Source organism: Marinobacter flavimaris, assembly GCF_045057155.1.
Lineage (GTDB): Bacteria > Pseudomonadota > Gammaproteobacteria > Pseudomonadales > Oleiphilaceae > Marinobacter > Marinobacter manganoxydans.
Genome location: NZ_CP171359.1, coordinates 3,393,736 through 3,416,853 on the forward strand (window position 1 = coordinate 3,393,736; position 23,118 = coordinate 3,416,853).

Consider the following 23,118-nt stretch of genomic DNA (forward strand, 5'->3'; position numbering starts at 1 on the left):
CGCCCAGTCCCAAATCGGTTATCTTGCTATGAGACCTCCGCGCCGATGGTTTTGGTGGAGCGACGGCAGGGAAGGGCTTTCCAAAACACGCTCCTTGCGGCACGTCCATGTGACGCTTGACTGTCGCCATCCCTGGCGACAGACAGTTTTGGAAAGCCCTTCCCTGCCATCGTTCGTATCACTCCCGCGCACTGACAATAAATATTTGAAGATGGAGTTTTATGGATATTCGCCCTGCTGCCACCTTGGTTCTGGTTCGAGATACAGCCGAAGGCCTTGAAGTCCTGCTGCTGCAACGCACCTGGGACGCCGTGTTTATGCCCGGCTATTTTGTATTCCCTGGCGGGCGAGTCGAGGAAAACGAGACTCACGGGCAGGACCATATTATCGGGCCCGGAGACGCCGAGATCAGTCAGACCATGAGTGTCGATGAAGGCGGCGCGGACTATATGTTGGCGGCGGTTCGGGAGTGTTTTGAGGAGTCCGGGGTTCTGGTTGCGGTGGATAAACAGGGCAACCCGATATCCGGGGATCATCCGGCCCATGCGGATCGGAGGTCGGTGTTCGACGGCGATCTGTCTCTGGCCAGTCTGTGCAAAAAGCACGGCTTGGCGCTTCCGCTGGACAGGCTTGCCTATCTCGGCCACTGGATTACGCCGCCGGGGCCGCCGAGGCGTTTCGATACACGGTTTTTCGTGACGCCCGCTCCGGAAGGTCAATTGGCCGGGCACGACGGTATCGAAACCATCGATCATGTCTGGATCCGCCCGGAACAGGCCCTTGAGGATCATCGGAACGGCCAGCGGTTGCTGGGGTTGCCAACGATTCGGACGTTGCGGGTGCTGAACGGGTTCGAGACCACCGATGCGCTGATGCGCTATGCCCACGCCAACCCGCCCGAGCCCTACCCCAACCAGCCCTGGCCGGCGGTCAAAAAGGGTAAGCCGGTGACGCTGGAGCCGGGAGCGCCGGCCTATGATGAGGCCGCGAAGCTGGATCCGGAAGGTGAAGGCTCGACCCGGGCGGAGATTAATCCCGGAGAGGCGGTTGAGGTCGCGGCCCGTGTCACCCGGCTGACGGCGCCCAACCCGGGGATGATGACCGGGCCAGGGACCAACACTTACATTCTGGGCCATGAACGCTTCACGGTGATCGACCCCGGCCCCGCCAACGAGTCCCATATCGAGCGAATTCTGGAGGTGACCGGTGGGGTGATTGATCAGGTTGTGGTTACCCACACGCACCAGGATCATTCGCCGGCGGTTGCGGCCCTGAAAGAGCGCACCGGTTGCCGGGTGTTCGGTTGGCCGGCGCCCCCGGGTGCCGGCCAGGACCAGACCTTCCGGGCCGATGATGAACCGGAGCACGGTGATCTGATTGTGACCGAAGCCGGGCTCCTGAAGGTGCTTCATACCCCGGGTCATGCCTCGAACCATCTGTGTTTTCTGCTGGTCGACCAGAAGCTGCTGTTTTCCGGTGACCACATCATGCAGGGCTCAACGGTGGTCATTAATCCGCCGGACGGCGACATGAAGGCCTACATCGAGTCGCTCTACGAGTTGCTGGCCGAATCCATTCGCTACATTGCGCCAGCACACGGCTTTCTGATGGGGCATCCCGAAGCGGTGATCGATTTCCTGATCACCCACCGTCTGTCCCGTGAGCACAAGGTGGCCCGCGCGCTGGAAGCCCTGGCTCCTGTAGACCTGAAAGCTCTTACCGCAAAAGCCTATGACGATGTTCCGGCCGCCATCCACGGCCTTGCGGCACGGTCAGCCCTGGCGCATTTACTGAAGCTGGAGGCGGAGCACAGGGCGTTCCGGGAGGACGATCTGTGGCATGTCGTACACGACAGCTAACGCGGGAGTAACGAAAGCACACGGGATTTCGCAAAACACCCATATTTTTAATCACTTTTCCGGCGTATAACTGTTTTCGTTATAACTTGCCCGGATTTCATGAAAGTGGCATTAAACCTTTGTCACAGCAGTATTCATGACCGCCAGAGGCACTCTATCCTTGAGCGCACACTGACGAACCGTGAGGAAATATGCTGTTTGAGCGGCTTCAAAAACCGTCCCCCCGGATCCTGCTGATTGGCCTGGTCATACCCTGGCTGTCGGCACCTGTTCTGGCCGAAACCGATTCGGCAAAGGCCAGCAAAAAATCCGAAGTGCTGATCGCGGAACTGGCCGAGGACGAGAGCGTCGAGGACGTTGAGCATTCGGCCCCTCTGCAGACCAAAGGGAAGAACAATACAGCCCGTCAGCCGGCAGTCCCACAGGGCGGAGCCGGTATCGATACGCCCTCGGCCGGTTCCCGCAAGGTAGCCCCGAACATCGATCTCAAGCAGGTTGCGCCGCCACCGGAGGCACAGGTTTCAGCGCCCGGAGATACCGATGCAGATGCCGCAGAATCCGAGGTCATGGCAACCGAAGCGGTGGCCGAACCCGAGCCGGAGCCGGAGCCGGAGCCGGAGCCCGAGATTCGCGAAGGCGAGGTCTTCACGCTGCTGGACAATGATGTCCTGCCCGGCACGTCTACCCGCCTGGCCTGGACCCCCGGCATTCAGATTGCCGGGCTGTCCCAGACAACCCCGGTTCTGGTGGTCAACGGCATCAACGCCGGCCCGACGCTGTGCCTCACCGGGGCAGTTCACGGGGATGAGTTGAATGGCATCGAGATCATCCGCCAGACCATGTATGACCTGAACCCGGAGAAGCTGTCGGGCACGGTCGTGGGTGTGCCGATTGTGAACCTGCCGGGATTCCAGCAGGGCAGTCGTTACCTGCCCGATCGCCGGGACCTCAACCGGCATTTCCCGGGCAGCCCCGATGGCAGCCTGGCCGACCGGATTGCCCATTCACTGTTCGAGAACGTGATTCGCAAGTGCGACATGCTGGTGGACATCCACACCGGCTCACTGAAGCGCACCAACCTGCCGCAGCTTCGCGCCGACATGAACAACCCGGACGTGGCGGAATTCACCCGGGGCTTTGACCGCATGGCGGTGGTTCACAGCTCCGGTTCTGCGGGCATGTTGCGCACCGCTGCTGTGGAAGCCGGTATTCGCACCGTCACCCTGGAAGCCGGCGAATCCCACCGTATACAGCAGCACCAGATCAGCGCCGGCGTGAACAGCCTCACCAGCCTGATGGAGCGTCAGGGCATGATCTCCCGGATGTTCGTATGGGGCGATCCGGAGCCTGTCTATTACGATTCCGACTGGATCCGCGCGGACCACGGCGGGATTCTGTTCAGCGAAATTGAGTTGGGGGCAAACGTATCGGAAGGAGAGATTCTCGGTTACGTGTCCGATCCGATCACCAATGCCCAGCACCCCATCCGGTCTACCACCGATGGCCGGGTTATCGGTATGGCCGTGGACCAGGTAGTGATGGCCGGTTTTGCCGCCTACCACATTGGTACGGAGGCAGAAGTTCCCGGAGAGTAGTATGCTAGGCTTTTTTCGGGTATCACCAACCCCACAGGAGCCTTTGTGTCTTCCGAGAAAGCCGGAGTCTTGTCGCGAATTCCCGGCCTGGCCTACATCGGTCTGGTTCTTACACCTCTGTTCTGGGCAGGTAACGCCGTTGTGGCCCGGGGCACGGTAGAGAACATTCCGCCGCTCTCCATGTCGTTCTGGCGCTGGGTAATCGCCCTGGTCATCCTGCTGCCTTTCGGGCTCCCGGGTATCTGGCGCCACCGCGACATTATCCGCCAGCGGTTCGGTTCCATGCTGGCGCTGGCGACCTTCAGCGTGGGGGCATTCAATACCCTGCTGTATCTGGCGGCGACCACAACCACCGCTACCAATATTGCCCTGATCAACGCCACTATCCCCATTTTCGTGGCACTGCTGGCCTGGATTCTCCTCGGCGACCGCACCCGGCCGATTCAGGCGCTGGGTATCGCGCTGGCCATTACCGGCATCGTTACCGTTATTGCCCGCGGCGATCTCTCGGTGCTCACCAGCCTTCAGGCCCAGCCGGGGGATCTGATCATGGTGGCGGCGGTATTCAGCTGGGGCCTGTTCTCGGTGCTACTGCGACGGCAGGCTGTACCTTTGCCAGCACTGACTTTTCTGACCACGCAAATCCTGCTCGGCACGCTGGTTGTCCTGCCGTTCTACCTGACCGATCTGATTTTCTTCTCCGGTGGTTTCGAAGTGTCAAAAAGCACCGCCATGCCGTTGCTGTACTTCGCCATCTTCCCGGGGATCCTGGCCTATGGATTCTGGAACCACGGTGTGCATAAAATTGGCCCGGCCAGGGCTGCCATCTTCATGTACCTGACGCCTGTCTTCGCCTCGATTCTGGCCGGCATTTTCCTGGCCGAATCCCTCGGGCTGTTTCATGTTATAGGCGGCGCGCTGATCCTGGCCGGGCTGGTATTGGCCACGCAGACCCGTAAACGCACCGACTACCCGACCCCGGAGCAGTCAGCAAAAGGAGACATCCATGATTAAACCTGTCCCAGAAATCTCTCACCGCTTCTTTTGCCTGGTTCTGGTGCTGTTGACCGCTGGCCTGTCGGCGCCGGCTGCAGCGGAACCCTGTGATCCCGAGGAGTCCAAGTGGGTACCTACCCGCTATTATCCAGCCGGTGCTGCGGTCTTTCACAAAGGCAGTTGGTATGAGTCCCGCGAATTGCACGAGGGCCTGGAACCGGGCATTACGTTCGACTGGAAAGAGCTGGATTCTGTGCCGGACTGCGAGGGCCGTAAGCAACCGGTTGATCAAACCCGGGCCGGAGACGGCCAGAAAGGCACCGAGGCTGGTGCCGGCCAAACCGTCGGCAAGAGCAAACGGGGCGAGACGTCTTCCGGCATGTGTGTAAGACCGGACCCGTGGCTATTTTCCAGAAGCTACACGGTTGGCAGCCTGGTCACCCACGGCGGTCAGATCTGGGAGGCTATCCGGGCAACCAACGGAGACATGCCCGGCATGAACAAGCCTCCTCGTTGGCAACTGGTGGAGGATCATTGTTCCCTGGAAGGCCGACAGTAACGAGGAGCGGGCAACTAACTAGAGAGCCGCTTCGATGCGGCCAATGACCTCTTCCAGAACCGATCTGGCGCAGCCGATGTTCAGGCGCATAAAGCCACTGCCCGGGTCGCCAAAGGAGAGTCCGGGATTCATGCCCACACCGGCTTCCCGGACAAAAAAGCGTTTCAGGCCCGCATCGTCCAGGCCCAGTTCGCGGCAATCCAGCCACATGAGATAGGTGCCCTCCGGAGCGGACACGCGAATGGCGGGCAGGCGCTGGCCAACAGCCTCCACCACATAGTCCCGGCTGGCCTGCAGATAGGCCATCAGATCGTCCAGCCAGGGGGCACCATGGCGGTAGCCGGCCTCAAACCCGGCAATACTGAACGGATTGCACTGGGGCAGATGCATGGATTCAAACACGTCCTTCATTGCCTTGCGCCGGTCCGCATCGGGAATAACCAGAGCGGACAGGCCGAGGCCGGGCATGTTGAAACTCTTGCTCGGTGCGACCGCCGTTACCAGTGCATCTTCAGGACCGGCCAGCTTCGCCAGCATGGTGTGGCGGGGTTTATCCGTGAAGGTCAGGTCACAATGAATCTCGTCGGAGACCACCACCAGCCGGTGCCGGCGAGCAATATCCAGCACCGCCGTCAGTTCTTCCTCCGACCAAACCCGGCCAACCGGGTTATGGGGCGAGCACAGCAGCAGGATCCGGGCATCGGGGCGGGCTGCGCACTGCTCCAAGTGATCAAGATCCATGCGGTAGTGGCCCGGGTCTCCGGTGTCCGGATCCTCCGGCACCAAGGGGTTTTCGATCACCACCCGGCCACTGTGCCGCACCGAACTGAAAAACGGCGGATAAACCGGCGGCTGGATGATGACGCCCTCACCGGGTCCCGCGTAGGCCATGCACGCGGCGTTGATCGATGGCACCACGCCGGGCGCCATCAGTATCCACTCGCGCCGGATCTCCCAGTCATGGCGACTGGCAAACCAGTCGATCATCGACTGGTAAAGACTGTCCGGAAACAGGGTGTAGCCATAAACCGGATGTTCCGCCCGCTCCCTCAACGCACGGGTGACAGCCTCCGGTGCCGCGAAATCCATATCGGCCACCCAGACCGGGATAACATCCTCGGTGCCAAAAACCGCCTTGCGGGCATCAAACTTGACGGAACAGGTGTGTTCCCGGGAAACCGGCTGATCAAACGGGCTGGACACAGGGACTCTCCAGGGCAGATAACAACATTGGAAAACGGTATTGTGGTGGGCCCGAACGGCCATCGCAACCGTCGGCTGCCGATGTCGCCACCGTGTTCATATCCGGCTTTGGTCGAACATCGTCGATAAACACTTGCCCAAGCAGGGCGATACTTGCGAACCTAACGGTTTATCCAATAAAAACTTCCAAACATTCCCCGGAGCCTGTTCAATGATTGGCCAGATTCTGTCCACCATGTTGCCGGTATTTCTGATCGCCGGTTGCGGCGCACTCTATGGCCGCTACCGGACGCCCGACATCCAGGGACTGAACGTTCTCAACATGGAGCTGTTTGTGCCCATGCTGGTCTTCGCTGTTCTTGCTGACCAGCAGGCTCCGCTGCAGAACTACGCCCAGCTTGCACTGGCCGCCACGGTGGTTGTGCTCGGATCAGGAATTGTTCTGTATCCGGTGGCCAGGGTTCTGAAGCTGAACCTGAAGACCTTTCTGCCACCGATGATGTTTAACAATTCCGGCAATATGGGTCTTCCGCTGCTGGTACTGGCCTTTGGCGATGAGGCCCTGCCGGCGGCCATTGTGCTATTCATCGTGGAAATGCTGCTGCACTTTTCGGTGGGGCTGTACATGCTCGCCCCCCATACCTCCATCGTAAAACGCCTGAAGCTGCCCATCGTATTTGCCAGTATTGCCGGGCTCTCGGTCAATCTCGGGGGCGTGACCCTGCCGGAATGGCTGCTGGAAACCCTGAACATGCTCGGTGGTGTGAGCATACCGCTGATGCTCTTTGCCCTTGGCGTGCGCATGCTTGATATCGATTTCAGTGACTGGAAACTGGGTATGCTGGGCGCCATCGCCTGTCCCGCCAGCGGTCTGATCCTTGCATGGCCGATGATTGCGGTTCTGGATCTTCCCGGGATGCAGGTGGCGGCGCTGTGGGTATTTGCAGCCTTGCCTCCGGCCGTACTCAATTACATGGTGGCGGAACAGTATCGGCAGGAGCCACACAAGGTCGCCTCGCTGGTATTATTGAGCAATCTGGGCAGTCTTGTGGTTATGCCGGTTGTGCTCGGTCTGGTGTTTGCCGCCGGCTACGTCTGAGCATCTGCCCCACTAACCGCTCTGTTAGCCGAGGAAGGACCCGATGTCTGAAACCGTTGCGGTGGTGCGCGCCTCCCGACCCAATTTCCTGGTACTCGCACCGCTGTGTGCCGGCCTTGGCGTGGCGGTAGCCTGGCACCAGGGCGAGCCTCCGGCCCTGCTCAATACCCTGCTCGTCCTGATTGGCGCCCTGCTGGCCCATGCCGCCGTCAATCTGCTCAATGAGTACGAAGACTTTGTTTCCGGGCTGGATCTGATTACCCGTCGCACGCCTTTCTCCGGCGGCAGTGGTGCCTTGCCGGAAGTGCCCTCAGCCGCCCGGCAGGTTTTACTTGCCGCCTTTGGCACCCTGGGGCTGGTTGTCGCCATTGGTCTCTACTTTCTATGGCTCCGGGGCCTGCCCATGCTGGTACTTGGCGCCGCCGGCGTAGTTCTGGTGCTCACCTATACCCGCTGGATTACCCGCTCACCGGTGATTTGCCTGCTGGCTCCGGGGCTGGGATTCGGACCGGTGATGATTCTTGGCAGTCTGATTGCCCTGGGGGCCCGGCTGGACGCAACGGCTCTTACCGTTTCCACCATCGGCCTGCTGCTGGTCAGTGAGTTGCTGCTGATCAATCAGATACCGGATGCCGACGCGGACCGGAAAGTCGGGCGCCGGCATCTGGTGATTACGCTCGGAAAGACGGCCGCCGCCCGCCTGGTGGGGCTGCTGTTACTGGGCAGCTACGGCATTCTTGAGGCGGCAATCTGGATCGGCTGGTTGCCGCTGTGGACCGCTCTCGCGTTTGCGCCTCTGCCGGCAGCCATCTGGATAAGCGTCAAGCTGCCAGGCGCGCTCAACCGCCCCGAACAATTCAACACACTCCTCGGCATCAACGTCGGGGTGCTGCTGGCAACCCTGGCGCTGCTGATCTGCGGACTCAGCCTTTAAACCGGAACACACTGACCCTGGAACGCAGCTGGCCGGCAAGTACGGCCAGATCACGGCTTGCCCCGGCCACCTGCTCGGAACCGGCTGAGGTCTCCACCGTGGCATCATGGATGCGGCTGATATTGCGGTTAACTTCTTCTGCAACGGAACTCTGCTCTTCCGAGGCACTGGCGATCTGGGCATTCATGTCGTTGATGGCACCCACCTCATGACGAATCCGGGCCAGAGCAGCTTCCGCCTCGCTGGTCTTGTCCACCGTGGTGCGGGCAAGCTCCCGACTGCTTTCCATAACCTCGGTCGCCTGGCCGGCGCCCGCCTGCAGGTTTCCAATCATCTCCTGAATTTCCCGGGTGGAATCCTGGGTCCGCGATGCCAGCGACCGTACTTCGTCGGCCACGACAGCGAATCCTCGTCCATGGGTGCCGGCGCGTGCCGCCTCGATCGCAGCATTCAGCGCCAGCAGGTTGGTCTGTTCGGCGATGGCGTTGATCACCTCGATGATCTTTTCGATATTGGCGCTGTCCTGGGACACGCGCTGCACAGTCTGTGTTGCCTGCTCCAGGGTTTCCGCCAGCTCTCCGATGGAGGCCGCGGTTTCCTGCACCACGCGATTACCGCTCTCCACTTCGATGTCGGCTTTCTGGGTGGCGGTTGCCGCGCTGGCGGCAAAACCCGCCACTTCGTTCACCGTGGCGGCCATCTGGTTCACCGCCGTGGCCATCTGTTCCGCCTCGGTCGCCTGGAGACGTATCTGTCGGCTGTTGTTATCCGAAGTGCTTTCAAGTTCAGAGGAGGAAGTGGAGAGCTCTTCAGCGGCAGACCCTACTTCCCGGATAATGCCGCCCAATCGCTCCACAGTGTCCTGCAGCGCGCCCATCACGCTATCCGGGTACCGTGTCCGGAGCTCCTGGTCCAACTCACCATCGGCCAGCTGACGAATGGCCCGGGCAACGTCTTCGGGCTCACCGCCAAGAATCTTCTTCAATCGGCGAATGATCACCAGTGCCACCAGGGCACCCAGAACCACCGCGAGACCGGTGACGGCCAGGTTCAACGCATTGAATGTACTCGCTGCCTCGCGAACCTCATCCACGCCACCTGTAACCACCTCTTCCTGGTAATCAATAAAGGCATTTACCCGTTTCAACCACTCCGAGTAAGCGCCAGAGACATCGCTGAGCAGAAATGCCCGGGCCTGGTCGATCTCTCCCGCCAGGCGAAGCTCGAGGAGGTCGTCGGTCAGCGTCAGGGCCCTGCGCTCGATCTCTTTGATCGCTGCCAGGAGCTCCCTTTCCCGGCTGTTAGCGCCTTCTTCCCGGAACATCCTATCCATCGGGCCGGCGGAATCCCGATAGAACCCCTTAAGACGCTCAATGTCCGCGAGGTGCCGTTGTAGCTCCCGGTCGTTCTCAACCAGTACTGCATCGCGAATGGCTATTGCCCGGTCATGGACACTGCCCCGAAAGTTAATGGCGTAGCGCTGCTTCACGGCGGCGCCATCACCCACGTCGGTCAGGGTCCTGTCGATAAAACCGACCCGATGATTACCAACCAGACTTATGGCAATCATCAGCGACAGAATCAGACCAAAGCCAAGGGCAAGGCGTTTCGCAACGGTGAGCTGGCTAAACATCATTAGGCTCCGGGTACTTTTTATTGAATGAGGCTATGTGTTCTCCGAAAGTTGCAGTCTGGATCAATCAATGGAGAGAAACTTGCGGGTTTTTGACAATGCTTTTCATTACTGCAATCAATCTTTACATCCCGCCCCCACGCCTCTTGCAACTGGTCAGGCTTTGACCGATGGTAAAGGTCAGTTTCTCGCTGATTGCATTCACGATACGGAGGTCTTCACATGAGTGTTCTACTTCTGCTGATCAGTGCCCTGGTGCTGATCTACCTGGGTATAGGCGGCACCACAGCCGCTGCCGTCATGTCCATTGCGACCGTTGTGGGTCTGTTCCAGGATGAATGGCACCTGATCAGCATTCTTTGTGGCGGTGTACTGCTGGCGCTGGCGTTAATCCTTGTTATTCCCGGCGACTTGCGCCTCGACAAGCTCAGCCGCCCCCTGCTTGGCTGGGTGCGCAGCCGGCTGCCGAAACTCTCGGATACCGAGGCGGAAGCCCTGAAATCCGGCTCGGTGGACTGGGACGGCGAACTTTTCTCCGGCAAGCCCAAATGGAACAAGTTGCTGGACGCCAAGCCGGCGCACCTCACCAGCGAGGAACAGGCCTTCCTGGACGGCCCGGTGGAAAAGCTCTGCGCCATGCTCGACGACTGGAAGATCACCCACGAGCAGTACGACCTGCCGGACAAGGTCTGGAAGTTTATCCGTGAGAACGGTTTTTTCGGCCTGGTGATTCCCAAAGAAGACGGCGGCCTGGGGTTCTCCAACACCGCCCACTCTGAAATCGTGATGAAGATTTCCACCCGGAGCGTATCGGCTGCCGTTACCGTGATGGTGCCCAACTCCCTCGGCCCGGGCGAGTTGCTGATGCACTACGGCACGAATGAGCAGAAACAGCATTATCTTCCCAGACTGGCCGGCGGCGACGAGATTCCCTGTTTCGCCCTCACCTCCCCGGTGGCCGGCTCCGACGCCGGCGCCATTCCGGACAAAGGCATCGTCTGCAAGGGCAAATGGAACGGCAAGGAAGTGCTGGGCCTGAAAGTCACCTGGAACAAGCGCTACATCACGCTCGCACCGGTGGCGACACTGATTGGCCTTGCCATCAAGGTCTACGATCCGGACAAGCTGCTGGGCGATTCGGATGAGATCGGCGTGACCTGCGTGCTGGTGCCGAAGGACACCGGTGGCGTCAACGCCGGTGCCCGCCACCTGCCCATGAACACCGTCTTCATGAATGGTCCCACCTGGGGCAACGACGTGTTCATCCCCATGGAACAGGTCATTGGCGGCCAGGATATGCTCGGCAAGGGCTGGACCATGCTGCTGGAATGCCTGTCCATCGGCCGTTCCATCTCGCTGCCGGCCCTGGGCACCGGCGCCGGCAAGGTGGCCAGCCTGGCCACCGGCTCCTACGCCTACACCCGGGAACAGTTCGGCCGTACCATCAGCCAGTTTGAAGGCGTACAGGAAGCCCTGGAGCCCATCGCAGGCTACACCTACATGATGGACGCTGCCCGGCTGCTGACCTCCGGCATGCTGGACCGTGGCGTGCGGCCCTCGGTGCCGTCCGCCGTGCTGAAATACCGCAATACCGACCTGATGCGGGAAGTCATCAACCATGCCATGGACGTGGTGGCAGGCCGCGGTGTCATCACCGGCCCCCGCAACTTCCTGGCCCGGGCCTACCAGGCGGTCCCCATCGGGATCACCGTGGAAGGCGCCAATATCCTTACCCGGAGCCTGATGATCTTCGGCCAGGGTTCCATCCGCTGCCATCCGTTCATTGTTGAGGAAATCGAAGCAGCAGGCATGGAAGACGAGGACAAGGCAGCGAAGAAATTCGACGGTATCTTCTACCGGCATCTGGCCCATACCACCCGCAACGCCCTTCGGGCCCTGCTGCTGGGACTGACCAGGGGATGGGCCGAATCGGTGCCACGGCAAGGCAACATCAAGTCCAGCTACCGACAGCTGGCGCGGTTCTCAGCAGCCTTCGCCCTGATGACTGACGTCACTCTGCTGACCGTTGGTGGAGGCCTCAAGGCCCGGCAACGCCTCTCAGGGCGCATGGCCGACTGCCTGGTGCAACTCTATTACGCCACCGCCGTCATCAAACAATGGCATGAGGAGGGTTACCCGGATGACCAGCGGCCGCTGGTAGAGTGGTGCCTACAGACCTGCCTCAGGGATCTACAGGGCTCCATGCGCGAAGCCATCATCAACTTCCCGGTTCCGGCCCTGCGCTGGCCCCTGCGACTGCTGGTGTTCCCGCTGGGTGCCACTGGCCTGAACGGCCCGGACGACAAGCTGGGCGCACAGGTCGCGGAATCCATCGTCAAGGACACCCCGGTACGCCAGCGCATCAGTCGCGGTACCTACACCACCATGGACCCGGAAGATCCGCTCGGGCGGGTGCTCAATGCCTACAAGCTGGCCAACGAGACCGCGGACATGCGCAGCCGGCTGCATGACGCCATGCGCAACCGCGATGAAGACGAACTGGGCGGCATTGACCTGTTGATGGGGCATCAGCGCAAGGAACTGGTTGACTGGGCCTGTGCCCAGGGCGTGGTCAAGGCAGACGAGTGCGACAAACTGCTGGAAGCACTGGAAGCGCTCTATGATGTGATCCGCGTCGATGCTTTCGATGCCGACGGCCTGAAAGCGCTTTCGCGCTGTGCCAAGGGCAAACGCAAGGTGGTCGAGCGCCCACCCAGAGAAGAGAAATGACGAGCAATAAAGCGTGGGCCAGCCGATGAACGATCCTGGTGATTTGCGTCCGAATGAGGAGGCCGTGGCACTTGAACCGGCCTCCGATGCAACGCTGCGATTCATCGGCACCATTCATACCCCCTGGCGCGATCGCAAGGACTGCCCGCGCCAGGGCCGCCTTGACGGCCCGGAGTGCCAGCTGGTTCTGGACCCCGTCTGGCACAACGCGCTGGCGGGGCTCGAAGACTACGACACCATTGAGGTGCTTTACTGGCTCGACCAGAGCCGCCGGGACCTGATCCGGCAAAGCCCCAGAAGCGACGGCCAGACCTTCGGCACCTTCGCCCTGCGCTCCCCGGTGCGACCCAACCCGATTGGCACGTCCATGGTCAAACTGGTTCGTATAGAAAAAGGGACCCTGATCGTGCGCGGCCTGGACTGTCTGGATGGCACTCCGCTACTGGACATCAAGCCAGACCGCTGCGCTTTCACCCCAAAAGCACCCGATAAAGCGAATGTTTACTGAGAGACCTCCTCCGGACGTAATCCTGAATTGATCGCTTCTGAAACCAGCCAACGCCGCAGAAGCTGAATCCCTCGTTCACGACGACGGCTGGTTTTCCATGCAAAGTAAAAAATGTCGCCCGTCATAACGGAGTGGCAGGGCAAGCGCACAAAGTCACCGGAATCCTTGCGGGTGCTGAGCATATAGTCGTTGGTCAGCGCAATTCCCTGGTGGAAGCGCGCAGCCTCCAGCGACAGCAGCATATGACTCGAGTGCAGTAAACGGCAGGATTTGGGCAGGTCCAGGCCCGCTTCACGATACCAGGCTTCCCAATCCCCACCCTGCCGGTTATAGATGCTGTAGGTCGACAGCAACGGAAACTCCGCCATCATCGCCGGCGTTAACGACACCGATGCCGGGTCGCCGGCAACCTCTTCCAACGCCAGCTCCCGGCGTATCTTCTGCCAGTAATCCTGGCTGCACACGGGGAACAGACGCTCCTCGTAAAGCAGCTCATAGCTGAATGCCGGCGAAGAAGGCTTAACGGTAATAAAGCAATCTGCAACCCGGTCCGACAACACCGGATTGCCACTACTCATCTCCAGCGCCAGATCCAGCTGAGGATGCAACCGCTTCAGATCCGGCAACCGTGGCACCAGCCAGCGCACGGCAAACGAACTGAACACCGAGAGCCTCAGCAAGGACTCCTCATGCCCCAGAATCTGCTCACTGGCCCGCTCAATCTGCAACAGCGCTGAACTGACCGCATCCAGGTACTGCCGGCCCTCATCGGTCAGCGACAGCGTCCGTCCACTGCGCCAGAACAACTGCTCGCCCAGGTAGGTTTCCAGCTGCTTGATCTGATGGCTGACGGCACTCTGGCTCACCGCCAACTCATCGGCAGCGAGTGAAAAGCTGTTGAGACGGGCAACGGCTTCGAAAACAGGCAGGGCTTTCAGGGGTGGCAGCTTCATTATCTAATTTTCTAATAGCACGTGAATATTGATCATTTTATCGGATATTAGCACCCACTTAGACTGCCCTCCATGTTGTCAATCCAACTCGAGATTGAGATTCGATCTCATGATACGTGGGATTGCTCAAGCCAGAGCTACCAAGGCTTCAGCCACTGTTTTAGCCGTCTCTGAAAAAACGCCATACAACTTTAACGTGAGACTCCAAGCTCTCAACGTCCTTTTGGCGCTTGTCTGTGGTCTCTGGCACTGAGCGGTACTAAACGAAATTCACCTAGTTGCGAAGCGGGCTTGAAGCCGTCGCCGCCGAAACTTTAAGGGAGGTACCATGTCAGGAAAAACCGTCAATAGCGCCATACTTTTGCTGGTGATCGGCAACGCTATGGCGATCATTTCCGATGTCTTTATCAAGCTACTGGAACCCGGTGCTCCGATTTTCCAGTTTGCCTTCCTGCGCTGCGTCCTGACGCTGTTCATGCTCCTACCGCTAGCTGGCAAACTGAACCGGGAGTACCTGTTCGCGGGTCTGAAAATCCATGCCCTTCGCGCGCACATTCATCTTGCTGGCATGCTTTGCATGGTCATAGCCCTGGGCAATCTGCCCCTCGCGACTGCCAACGCCGTGTTCTACGCCGCTCCGATCCTGGTGATGGTCCTCGCTGCGCTGGTATTTGGTGAGCGCCTGACGCCCATGAGCGTGACCGCCGTATTCAGCGGGTTTCTGGGCATCGTGTTGATCCTGAGACCAGTCGAATTTGATTGGGCAGCCATCGCCGCACTGGGCTCGGCCTTCACTCTGGCCATCAATGCCGTGATGGTGCGCAAGCTGCCCAAGCAGCAGTCCACGATCCACAAGCTGTTCCTTAACTACCTGCTGATTGTTCCAGCCGCCGGGGCTTTGGCACTCTGGGAAGGCGCCCATTGGGACGGCTCAATGCTAATTAGTGCCTCAGGCTCGGCGCTGTTCATCCTGGGCTACAACATGACCGTCCTGCTCGCGTACCAGCAGGTGGATGCAAATCAGGTCACCAGCGCTGAATACACCGGACTGATCTGGGCGGTGTTGATCGGATGGGTAGGTTTCAATGAAATGCCCGACCTCTGGTTCGCCGTGGGCAGCGCCATGATCGTGGTGCCTTTACTTCTGATTGGGTTGCGTTCGCGGCAGCGAAATGATCGGATTCCACGGGCTCTTACGGTGAATGGTTGAAGCCCGCAACTAATAAACAAAAGCGAACATTCAGTTTAGGGGTTTCCTCCAGAGCCTCCAAGCAAATCACAGCCATTTCATTCAGTATGATTGGCAGAGCAAATTGCAGACGCTGAATGATCACATGGCAGAGATATCTATGCTCGGCTAAGCTATTGTTTTATCGCTTCATGTGCAGCGCGATTGATGGTTCAAAGTCAGTAATAATGACGCAGTCAAATTTCTGCAATAATAAAGCTTGCTGCATAATTGCTGTTATGCATCAAGGAGTAAGGTGTGAAAGTTTCTGAAACCTCCGCATGTTATGAGAAGTTGGCTCAGAAAATTTATGGAGAAATCCTTACTCTTCAGGGTGTTGAGAATATTGACGTAAGACATAATGTTAAGATCAAAGGAAAGTCAGGCGTTGAGCACCAAATAGATGTTTTTTGGGAATATAAGTACGCCGGGATAGTTCACCGGGTACTTATAGAATGCAAGCACTATGGCCACGCGGTTAGTTTGTTGCATGTTAGAAACCTACACGGGCTTACAACGGACATCCCCAATAGCACAGGAATAATAGTTACAACCGTAGGCTTTCAATCCGGCGCGAAGGAGTATGCGGATTTTTACGAAATGGGGCTAAAACTGATAAGAAAGCCTCGTGGGGAAGACTGGGATGGCTGTATCCAAATAGTCAATATTCAAATGAAACTTCTCAGGAACCATTATCTTGATTTCAAGCTAGAGTTTGACGGAAAAGATCAGGAAACCAGAGAAATAGCCGAGAAAGACCCATCGGTAATGTCTGTCAATTCGACCGAAATAGTTGTCAGAGACGAGGGGCATGAGCCCTGTGCTTTTAATTTATGGCTTGATCGTCATGTTTCAGTAGGATCAGATGGATTTGGTGTAGAGAGTCAGAAAACGCTGATTCCTGAGAATTCATATCTTGTAACTCCAGACAATCGAGAACTAAAGCTGGGGAGAGTCGTGGTCACGTACATGTCTACGCAGTTCGACAAAGACCTTGAAATTGATGCTATGAATCTAGTAGAGGCGGTACTTCAGGATTTTAGCAGTGGCGAGGTCGAGCACATGCATCATAAAAATGCATAACAATCGGCTGCACAGCGACCGTTTTTCCGCCGCTTCGCGGCTCCAAACCGGCGCATGAGCCGGGCGTTATGCACTAATGGAATAGCTGAGAGTATGGCATCTGGTGTATCGAATAAATTAACGGGACAGGTTGGGGAGCATCTAGTGTCGGCGGTACTGGGGACACTTGGCTACTACGCTTCTCCTTATTCTGGAAACGTTCCCGGATTCGATGTCACAGCGGTTCACTCTGAATCTCTCAAGTCATTTCCTGTTCAGGTTAAAGCGAGTACGACGGGTGCGTTGGTTCAGTCCTCTATCGATAAGTGGTGCGACCACAGTATCGACGAGGATAATCGTCAAACAATTGGTCCATTGAAACCGCTTAAACATCCGAATTTGGTCTGGGTCTTGGTGCGGCTGGGTGATTCAGGAATCAGCGGAGCAAGATTTTTCATCTGCACTGAACGCGACATACAACAGAAGATCGTCGCCCGGTACTCGGCTTTTATGGAGAGGCATGACTATCGCCGTCCTGGAGGCGGCGCTTCTCCGCAGGCGATTCTCAATATCAAGGATGTCGTCGAATTTGAGGATAATTGGAGAATCCTCCCGGACTATCAGGCTGACGTTGATCTCGCATAACCAGTGCAGGCACAGCGACGCCCACTACATTGCGCCTTCGGCTTCATTTCGTGGGCGCGCATGCTGCAAGCGTTGGGAGTCAAGTAGGAAGGCATATGAGACTCTTGATTGTTTTAATTTGTGTCGCCTTGAGCGCTTGTGCCGGAACTATGAACGGCATGGTCCGCAGTTCTGGGCAGCCGCTTTCAATTGCTTACACACAGGGTATGCAGCACGACAATCTCGAAGTAACTATGCCGGATGGAGAAACATTTACAGGCAAAGCGGTCATGGTTGGCCGTTCTACTAGCATAGGGACTGGTTTCGGTACTGCTACCTCCTCTAGCGGAGGATATGCTACCGCGAGTGGCACGAGCTTCAGCGTAGTAGAGAGCTACACAGGAAGCATGCAGGCTGTTTTGTTCGGCAACAAAGGTCATACCATGCGTTGCAAGTTTCAGTATGCCGATTCCTCCGGTTTCACCACGGCCGGCGGGGTCGGGCTGTGTGAAACGTCGAATGGCCGAGTCATAGATGTCCAGTGGTAACTTTGCCTAACAAGGAGCAGCCATGGCTGAGTCGAATACCGAGGCGGGACAAAGGATCCAAGAGAAGTTCCAGTTCTATATACTCGGTCTCACCTTCACCCTTCTCGGGCTTGCAATTCAAACTGCATCGTTCGGTACATCTCCGGCGGCAGATATTATGGAACTCCTAGGTTGGGCTCTACTGCTTACGTCTGCATTGACACTGGCCTCTCGACTTGAATGGACTCCACAGATTTATCACCTGTTTGATGTGCAGCAGGATATCGAGCAAGATCAGAGAGACCTCCACGATGCCCAGTCAAAAGGAGCTCGGCAGGTGACTGTTCGTGGCACTGGAGAGAGCATTGATCTGGATGACGTACTAAAACGATTAGATAGTAAGCTCAGCATTACTCGAGCACAGATCGAAAAACTGGATAAGGGCGGTGAGCTGAAATATAAAATCCATAGATACGGGTTTATCTTCGGACTTGCGGCCATATTGGCGGCGCGTGCTTGGCCTCCTGTCTCAAACCTGCTAGGCCTGTGAAAAAGGCCCGACAAGGCGCGTCAGGCGGATGTCCTATACGCCGCTTCGCTCTGTAAAGGTCACCGGTGCGCTCAGCGTTACAAGGCCAACTGAAAGGGAGTTCAAGTGGTTACCTGCTACCTAAAGTACGTCATAGATCCATACAAAGCCGCCGAGTTCGAGCGCTATTCCAAGATGTGGATACCTCTGGTTCAGAGGTTCGGCGGTCAGCATCATGGGTATTATTTGCCTTCCGAGGGTGCCAACAATATCGCCATCGCACTATTCACCTTCGAGTCTCTGGCAGCCTATGAAAAATACCGTGAGGCCTCGTTCCAAGACTCAGATTGCCAGGCCGCCTTCAGATACGCCGAAGAAACTCGTTGTGTACTAAGCTGTGAGCGCAGTTTTATGAGGCCGGTTTTTGATTGAGCTTGTAACAAGTGCATTAAGTCTGTTCCGGCCCGATGGGCCTCCACCGGATGCCCTAGTCGGGCGCCACTTATCAAAGGCATCATATGAAGCGAAAGGATGTGCCTCATGGGTGACAAAAGAATCGTTTTCGAGATCCATAAAGCCATTTTTAAGAACAAGATCGAGGTCTTCCGTAAATACGCCGAAGAACTTGAATGCAAATTCGAATCTGATCTCAAAGCTATTGAGTCGAAGTTTGATTTTGACTTTGAGGATGATGAGGGTGATGAGGATTACGTCGCATACGTCGAGTCTCTCATCGACGAAAAGCGAATGGTCGAGCAAGACTTTCTTAATCAGGGGTTCTACCCCGTTTCCACGGACGGTTTTAAAACGGCGAACAGTTTTCTGTCCTGAGCAGCAACTCTACGTCGCATCCTAGGATTATGGAACCGCTCAATGTAATCGAAGACATCAGCTCGTGCTTCATTTTGGGTTCGGTAGCGCCGGTGGTGAATTCGCTCACGCTTGAGCATGCCGAAGAACCCCTCGCAGGCCGCATTATCACCACAATGACCGACCGCGCTCATGCTGCTCACCAGTCGGTTGCTGCCGAGATAGCGCTGGTAATCACCGCTGGTGAATTGACTGCCTCGATCTGAATGCAATATCACCGGAACTTTCCCCTGGCGCTGCCAAACGGCCATCTCAACCGCTCTGATTACCATATGCCGATCCTGTCGGTGATGCATCGACCAGCCAACGATCAGCTTGCTGAACAGGTCGAGAACCACGCAGAGAAAGAGCTTTCCTTCCTGCGTCGGGATCTCTGTTATATCCGTCACCCATTTGGTGTCTGGCTCCAGAGCGGAGAAATCCCGTTCCAGATGATTCCGGATTCCCGGTGGTCGATAAGATTGACGTCCCAAGCGTCCGCGCTTCTTGCGTGGCCACCCCTGAATGCCGTGTTTGGCCATCAATCGCGCGACGCGGTTCAGGCTGGTTGAGGCTCCCTCAGCAACCAGATCCTCATGCATACGGGGTGAGCCAATCATGCCCCCGCTATCGTCATGAATCTCTCTGATGCGTGACAGCAAGTGCTGATTCGCCTTTGACCTGGCGGACTCAGGGCGAGAGACCCAAGCGTAATAACCGCTGGCCGACACCTTCAGGCATCGGCACATAAGACGTATTGGGAAAGTATTGCGACAACGTTGAATCGCCTGATACCTCAGGACGACTCCTTTGCGAAGAACACTGCCGCTTCGCGCAAAAAATCACGCTCCTTCTTCACGCGGGCCAATTCTCGCTTGAGGCGGGCAACCTCTTCGTCTCTGGGGGAACCAGAGCCTTTAAAGGCCTTATCCGTTTCCTCATCCGCTTCTCTGCGCCACCGGGATAACAGGTTGGGATTGATGCCGATCTCTAAGGCTACCTGGCGACAACTCACACCGGGTTGCCGGGTTAAGGCGATGGCTTCGCGTTTGAACTCTGGGCTATATTTTCTGCGTCTGGACATTGTAACCATCCCCTAAAATCGGCGCATGCGTAATTAGAGTTCTCCGGCCTACAATGAGGCAAACGGAGAACGACATGAAGAAATCACGGTACAGCGAGTCACAGATCGTCAAGATCCTGAAGGAGGTCGAGGGCGGCCGCCTGGTCAAGGAAGTCTGCCGGGAGTACGGCATCTCCGATGCGACCTACTACAACTGGAAATCGAAGTATGGCGGCATGGAGGCCTCTGATGTGAAGCGCCTCAAAGAGTTGGAAGAGGAAAACCGCCGGCTGAAGCAGATGTACGCCGAGCTGAGCCTGGATCACAAGCTGCTGAAGGATGTGATCGAAAAAAAGCTGTAAAGCCAGCCGTTCGACGAGAACTGGTGGATTACCTCAAGCAGGCTCACGGTGTCAGCATCCGCAGGGCCTGCCGAATCGCTGGCATCAGTGACTCTGTGTACCGGTATCGACCAGATACCTCCCGGGATGAACCGGTGATTGCAGCACTTCAAAGCGCGACTGAACGCTATCCCGCCTACGGCTTCAGCAAGCTGTTCAAGGTGCTGAGACGCTGGGGTCACGGATGGAATCACAAGCGGGTACACCGGCTGTATTGTGCTCTCAACCTGAACAAACGACGACGGGGCAAGAAACGACTCCCGACACGAAACCCGGAGCCATTGAGCGTACCGTAAGCGCCAATAAATCCGCACCTGTGGCTGGCAACTGAATTTCGCCACACTGATTCCTGCTTTCAAATGAAGGAGGAATCCGATGACCACCCCTGATTTACATCAGTTCTGGCAACAGACGCTATCGGACTGGCAGGCCTCGGGCCTGTCCGGTGCCGCCTACTGCAAACAAGAGTCCCTTGTTTACCACCGGTTTGTCTACTGGCGGCAGAAGCTGACTGGCCGCGAGGAGCCCAGCAAGCCGGTTCAAACTCGATCCGGATTCGCCCGCGTGGCACCGGTTGCGAATGCCGGAGCCGGTCTGACCGTGTCACTGCCCGGCGGCGTATCAATCACCGGCCTGCACGCTGGCAACATTGAGTTGCTGGGCGCGGTGCTGAGGCAGATGTGATGCGTCACCGCTATCTGCGTCCCTCCTGGGATCTGCCGGAGATCTATCTGTACCGAAAGCCGATCGACTTCCGCAAGCAGGCCAACGGCCTAGCCCTGCTGGTGGAACAGGAACTGGGGCACAGCCCGTTCTCTGGAGCGCTTTATGCCTTCACCAACCGGCAGCGGAACAAGATCAAATGCCTGATGTGGGAAGACAACGGCTTTGTGCTCTATTACAAAGCTCTGGCTGAAGAAAAGTTCAAATGGCCAGGACCCGCGGATGACTTGATGTCGCTGACCGGTGAGCAGATCAACTGGCTGCTGGACGGCTACGACATCACGCTGTTGAGAGGCCATAAAACCCTGCATTATGAGAGCGTTGGATAGTGCTTTTAGTAGCACTTTTTTGGTGTGCCAGGACGTTGTTTTTGCTATAATTTCGCCATGAAATCAACGCCTGATAACGCCTCTTCAACTCCCGATTTCAGCGGTCTCTCCACCGCTGAAATGATGTCTGTTATCAGCAATCTGCAAGCACAGCTGGCCGCTAAAGAAGACGCCCTCCAGAACCAACAAGTTCAACTGAAACAGCACGACGAGACCCTCCAGCGTCGCGACAACTATATCGCCATCCTCGAAGAACTGCTGCGTCACAAGAAGATCCAGCAGTTCGCGGCCAGCAGTGAAAAGCAGCCCAACCAGATCCTGCTGTTCGATGAAGCGGAGCTGGAAATCGAGATTGATGAACTGCGCGAGGAGCTGCCCGAGGATGTCGAAGAGGCCGACGCTCCTCGTCGTTCCCGCAAGCGTCGTCAGCGTGGCTTCTCTGATACGCTACTGCGCGAGCGCATTGAACTGACCCTCAGCGACGAAGAGAAAGCCGGTGCCACCAAGACCTTCTTCACCAAGGTGAAAGAAGAGCTTGAATATATCCCGGCCCAACTGAAAGTGCTGGAGTACTGGCAGGAAAAGGCGGTGTTCGAGCAGGACGGCGAAGAACGGATTGTTGCGGCTGCTCGGCCAGCACACCCGCTGGGTAAGTGCATCGCCACCCCATCACTGCTGGCCTGCCTCATTACCTCCAAGTATGCCGACGGCCTGCCGTTGTACCGGCAGGAACAGATGTTCCAGCGCCTGGGGCATGAAGTGAGTCGCACCAGCATGGCTCACTGGATCATCCGGTTGAATGACGTCTTCCAACCGCTGATCAACCTGATGCGGGAAACCCAGAACGGCAGTGATTACCTGCAAGCCGATGAAACCCGGATCCAGGTGCTCAAGGAAGACGGCAAATCGGTCCACTCCGACAAATGGATGTGGGTCACCCGGGGTGGCCCACCGGGACAACCCTCGGTTCTGTTCGAGTACGACCCATCGCGAGGTGGCAAAGTGCCGGTGCGCCTGCTGGATGACTTCCAGGGCATTCTGCAAGCCGATGGCTATTCCGGCTACGGTCAGGTCTGTGCCGCGAACAAGCTGACCCGAATCGGATGTTGGGACCACGCGAGACGTAAGTTCGTGGAAGCGTCCCGGGCTGCGCCGGCCAAAGGCAAAAAGGGCCAGCCCTCAAAAGCGGATGTGGCCCTGAGCCACATCCGCAAACTGTACGCCATTGAAAAGGCCGCCCGAGATCTGAGCGATGAAGAGCGCTATCAGTTACGTCAGGAAAAGAGTCTGCCATTGCTCAACACCTTCAAAGCCTGGCTGGAGAAAAATGCCGCCAAGGTGATGAAAGGCCTGCTCACCCGTAAGGCCATGGATTACACCCTGAACCAGTGGGACTATCTGGTTGGTTACTGCGAACGCGGTGACCTGAACATCAGCAATGCCGGTGCCGAGAACGCTATTCGCCCGTTTGCCCTCGGCAGAAAGGCCTGGCTCTTCGCCGATACCTCACAAGGGGCGAAAGCCAGCGCCACCTGCTATTCGCTCATCGAAACCGCCAAGGCCAATGGCCTGGAGCCTTCCGCTTATATCCACCATGTGCTGGAACGAATTGCTAAGGCCGACACGCTGGAGAAGCTTGAAGCCTTGCTGCCCTGGAATGCCGAGTTGTTGGCTTTGAAAAAAGTGGCTCAATACGATTAGGGCAAGTGGGTCG

22 protein-coding genes and 1 pseudogene are annotated in these 23,118 nt (G+C 57.4%); 19 read left to right on the forward strand and 4 right to left on the reverse strand.

The window, feature by feature from the left end:
- Positions 1-221: 221 nt before the first annotated feature.
- The 4 genes from ACGK9W_RS15905 (at position 222) to ACGK9W_RS15920 (ending at position 5,009) form a co-directional block, all read left to right on the forward strand.
- A complete protein-coding gene (locus tag ACGK9W_RS15905) occupies positions 222-1,859 on the forward strand; it encodes an MBL fold metallo-hydrolase (RefSeq protein ID WP_008172715.1) in 1,638 nt (545 codons plus the stop codon).
- A 191-nt stretch (positions 1,860-2,050) separates the two neighbouring features.
- Positions 2,051-3,454, forward strand: coding sequence for a succinylglutamate desuccinylase/aspartoacylase family protein (locus ACGK9W_RS15910; protein WP_405417481.1), 1,404 nt, complete (start codon positions 2,051-2,053; stop codon positions 3,452-3,454).
- 45 nt (positions 3,455-3,499) lie between these two features.
- Positions 3,500-4,468 (forward strand): DMT family transporter, encoded by a 969-nt coding sequence (locus tag ACGK9W_RS15915; RefSeq protein ID WP_405417483.1) that lies wholly within the window; start codon positions 3,500-3,502, stop codon positions 4,466-4,468.
- A complete protein-coding gene (locus ACGK9W_RS15920) occupies positions 4,461-5,009 on the forward strand; it encodes a carbohydrate-binding protein (RefSeq protein ID WP_405417485.1) in 549 nt (182 codons plus the stop codon). The genes ACGK9W_RS15915 and ACGK9W_RS15920 overlap by 8 nt, the downstream gene beginning before the upstream one ends.
- 18 nt (positions 5,010-5,027) lie before the next feature.
- Here ACGK9W_RS15920 and ACGK9W_RS15925 read toward each other — a convergent pair whose 3' ends face one another.
- Positions 5,028-6,212, reverse strand: a complete 1,185-nt coding sequence (locus ACGK9W_RS15925) for a MalY/PatB family protein (protein WP_405417487.1) — start codon at positions 6,210-6,212, stop codon at positions 5,028-5,030.
- 211 nt (positions 6,213-6,423) lie between these two features.
- Here ACGK9W_RS15925 and ACGK9W_RS15930 point away from each other — a divergent pair, with 211 nt between their 5' ends.
- Complete coding sequence (locus ACGK9W_RS15930) at positions 6,424-7,311, forward strand: AEC family transporter (RefSeq protein WP_405417490.1); 888 nt, start codon at positions 6,424-6,426, stop codon at positions 7,309-7,311.
- Between the two features lie 43 nt (positions 7,312-7,354).
- Positions 7,355-8,245, forward strand: a complete 891-nt coding sequence (locus ACGK9W_RS15935; RefSeq protein ID WP_405417493.1) for a prenyltransferase — start codon at positions 7,355-7,357, stop codon at positions 8,243-8,245.
- Here ACGK9W_RS15935 and ACGK9W_RS15940 read toward each other — a convergent pair.
- Positions 8,235-9,878, reverse strand: a complete 1,644-nt coding sequence (locus ACGK9W_RS15940; RefSeq protein ID WP_104270930.1) for a methyl-accepting chemotaxis protein — start codon at positions 9,876-9,878, stop codon at positions 8,235-8,237. The two genes, ACGK9W_RS15935 and ACGK9W_RS15940, sit on opposite strands and share 11 nt — an antisense overlap.
- A 222-nt stretch (positions 9,879-10,100) precedes the next feature.
- Between ACGK9W_RS15940 and ACGK9W_RS15945 the strand changes: the two genes are divergently transcribed.
- On the forward strand, positions 10,101-12,608 hold the full coding sequence (locus ACGK9W_RS15945; RefSeq protein WP_405417497.1) for an acyl-CoA dehydrogenase: 2,508 nt from the start codon (positions 10,101-10,103) through the stop codon (positions 12,606-12,608).
- Between the two features lie 64 nt (positions 12,609-12,672).
- Complete coding sequence (gene tsaA, locus ACGK9W_RS15950) at positions 12,673-13,116, forward strand: tRNA (N6-threonylcarbamoyladenosine(37)-N6)-methyltransferase TrmO (RefSeq protein ID WP_405417500.1); 444 nt, start codon at positions 12,673-12,675, stop codon at positions 13,114-13,116.
- Here the strand turns inward: tsaA and ACGK9W_RS15955 are convergent.
- Complete coding sequence (locus ACGK9W_RS15955) at positions 13,110-14,069, reverse strand: LysR family transcriptional regulator (RefSeq protein ID WP_088826548.1); 960 nt, start codon at positions 14,067-14,069, stop codon at positions 13,110-13,112. The two genes, tsaA and ACGK9W_RS15955, sit on opposite strands and share 7 nt — an antisense overlap.
- 328 nt (positions 14,070-14,397) lie before the next feature.
- On the opposite strand from ACGK9W_RS15955, the gene ACGK9W_RS15960 reads away from it, so the two are divergent.
- The 7 genes from ACGK9W_RS15960 (at position 14,398) to ACGK9W_RS15990 (ending at position 18,870) form a co-directional block, all read left to right on the forward strand.
- On the forward strand, positions 14,398-15,279 hold the full coding sequence (locus tag ACGK9W_RS15960; protein WP_405417504.1) for a DMT family transporter: 882 nt from the start codon (positions 14,398-14,400) through the stop codon (positions 15,277-15,279).
- Positions 15,280-15,555: 276 nt separating this feature from the next.
- Positions 15,556-16,380, forward strand: coding sequence for a restriction endonuclease (locus tag ACGK9W_RS15965; RefSeq protein WP_405417506.1), 825 nt, complete (start codon positions 15,556-15,558; stop codon positions 16,378-16,380).
- A 93-nt stretch (positions 16,381-16,473) separates the two neighbouring features.
- On the forward strand, positions 16,474-17,004 hold the full coding sequence (locus tag ACGK9W_RS15970) for a hypothetical protein (protein ID WP_405417509.1): 531 nt from the start codon (positions 16,474-16,476) through the stop codon (positions 17,002-17,004).
- 95 nt (positions 17,005-17,099) lie between these two features.
- On the forward strand, positions 17,100-17,531 hold the full coding sequence (locus ACGK9W_RS15975; protein WP_405417512.1) for a hypothetical protein: 432 nt from the start codon (positions 17,100-17,102) through the stop codon (positions 17,529-17,531).
- A 22-nt stretch (positions 17,532-17,553) separates the two neighbouring features.
- Positions 17,554-18,060: a hypothetical protein gene (locus ACGK9W_RS15980; protein ID WP_405417515.1), complete on the forward strand. Its 507-nt coding sequence runs from the start codon at positions 17,554-17,556 to the stop codon at positions 18,058-18,060.
- 105 nt (positions 18,061-18,165) lie between these two features.
- On the forward strand, positions 18,166-18,471 hold the full coding sequence (locus tag ACGK9W_RS15985) for an NIPSNAP family protein (protein WP_405417518.1): 306 nt from the start codon (positions 18,166-18,168) through the stop codon (positions 18,469-18,471).
- A 108-nt stretch (positions 18,472-18,579) separates the two neighbouring features.
- Positions 18,580-18,870 carry a hypothetical protein gene (locus tag ACGK9W_RS15990; RefSeq protein WP_405417521.1) on the forward strand — a complete coding sequence of 97 codons (291 nt, stop codon included), beginning with the start codon at positions 18,580-18,582 and terminating at the stop codon, positions 18,868-18,870.
- Here the strand turns inward: ACGK9W_RS15990 and ACGK9W_RS15995 are convergent.
- A protein-coding gene (locus ACGK9W_RS15995) for an IS3 family transposase (protein ID WP_085986445.1) occupies positions 18,819-19,972 on the reverse strand; the annotation gives its coding sequence in 2 pieces (ribosomal slippage) (positions 18,819-19,732 and positions 19,732-19,972; 1,155 coding nt in all). The two genes, ACGK9W_RS15990 and ACGK9W_RS15995, sit on opposite strands and share 52 nt — an antisense overlap.
- A 74-nt stretch (positions 19,973-20,046) precedes the next feature.
- Here ACGK9W_RS15995 and ACGK9W_RS16000 point away from each other — a divergent pair.
- From ACGK9W_RS16000 to tnpC, 4 genes and pseudogenes are all read left to right on the forward strand, one after another.
- Positions 20,047-20,645 (forward strand): annotated as a pseudogene (locus ACGK9W_RS16000) (transposase); the annotation flags it as partial.
- A gap of 82 nt (positions 20,646-20,727) precedes the next feature.
- The gene (gene tnpA, locus ACGK9W_RS16005; protein WP_008169631.1) at positions 20,728-21,036 is read left to right on the forward strand and encodes an IS66 family insertion sequence element accessory protein TnpA; all 309 of its coding nucleotides are present in this window, start codon (positions 20,728-20,730) and stop codon (positions 21,034-21,036) included.
- A complete protein-coding gene (gene tnpB, locus ACGK9W_RS16010) occupies positions 21,036-21,404 on the forward strand; it encodes an IS66 family insertion sequence element accessory protein TnpB (protein WP_008169629.1) in 369 nt (122 codons plus the stop codon). The genes tnpA and tnpB overlap by 1 nt, the downstream gene beginning before the upstream one ends.
- A 57-nt stretch (positions 21,405-21,461) precedes the next feature.
- The gene (tnpC, locus tag ACGK9W_RS16015; RefSeq protein ID WP_008169627.1) at positions 21,462-23,105 is read left to right on the forward strand and encodes an IS66 family transposase; all 1,644 of its coding nucleotides are present in this window, start codon (positions 21,462-21,464) and stop codon (positions 23,103-23,105) included.
- Positions 23,106-23,118: the final 13 nt, after the last annotated feature.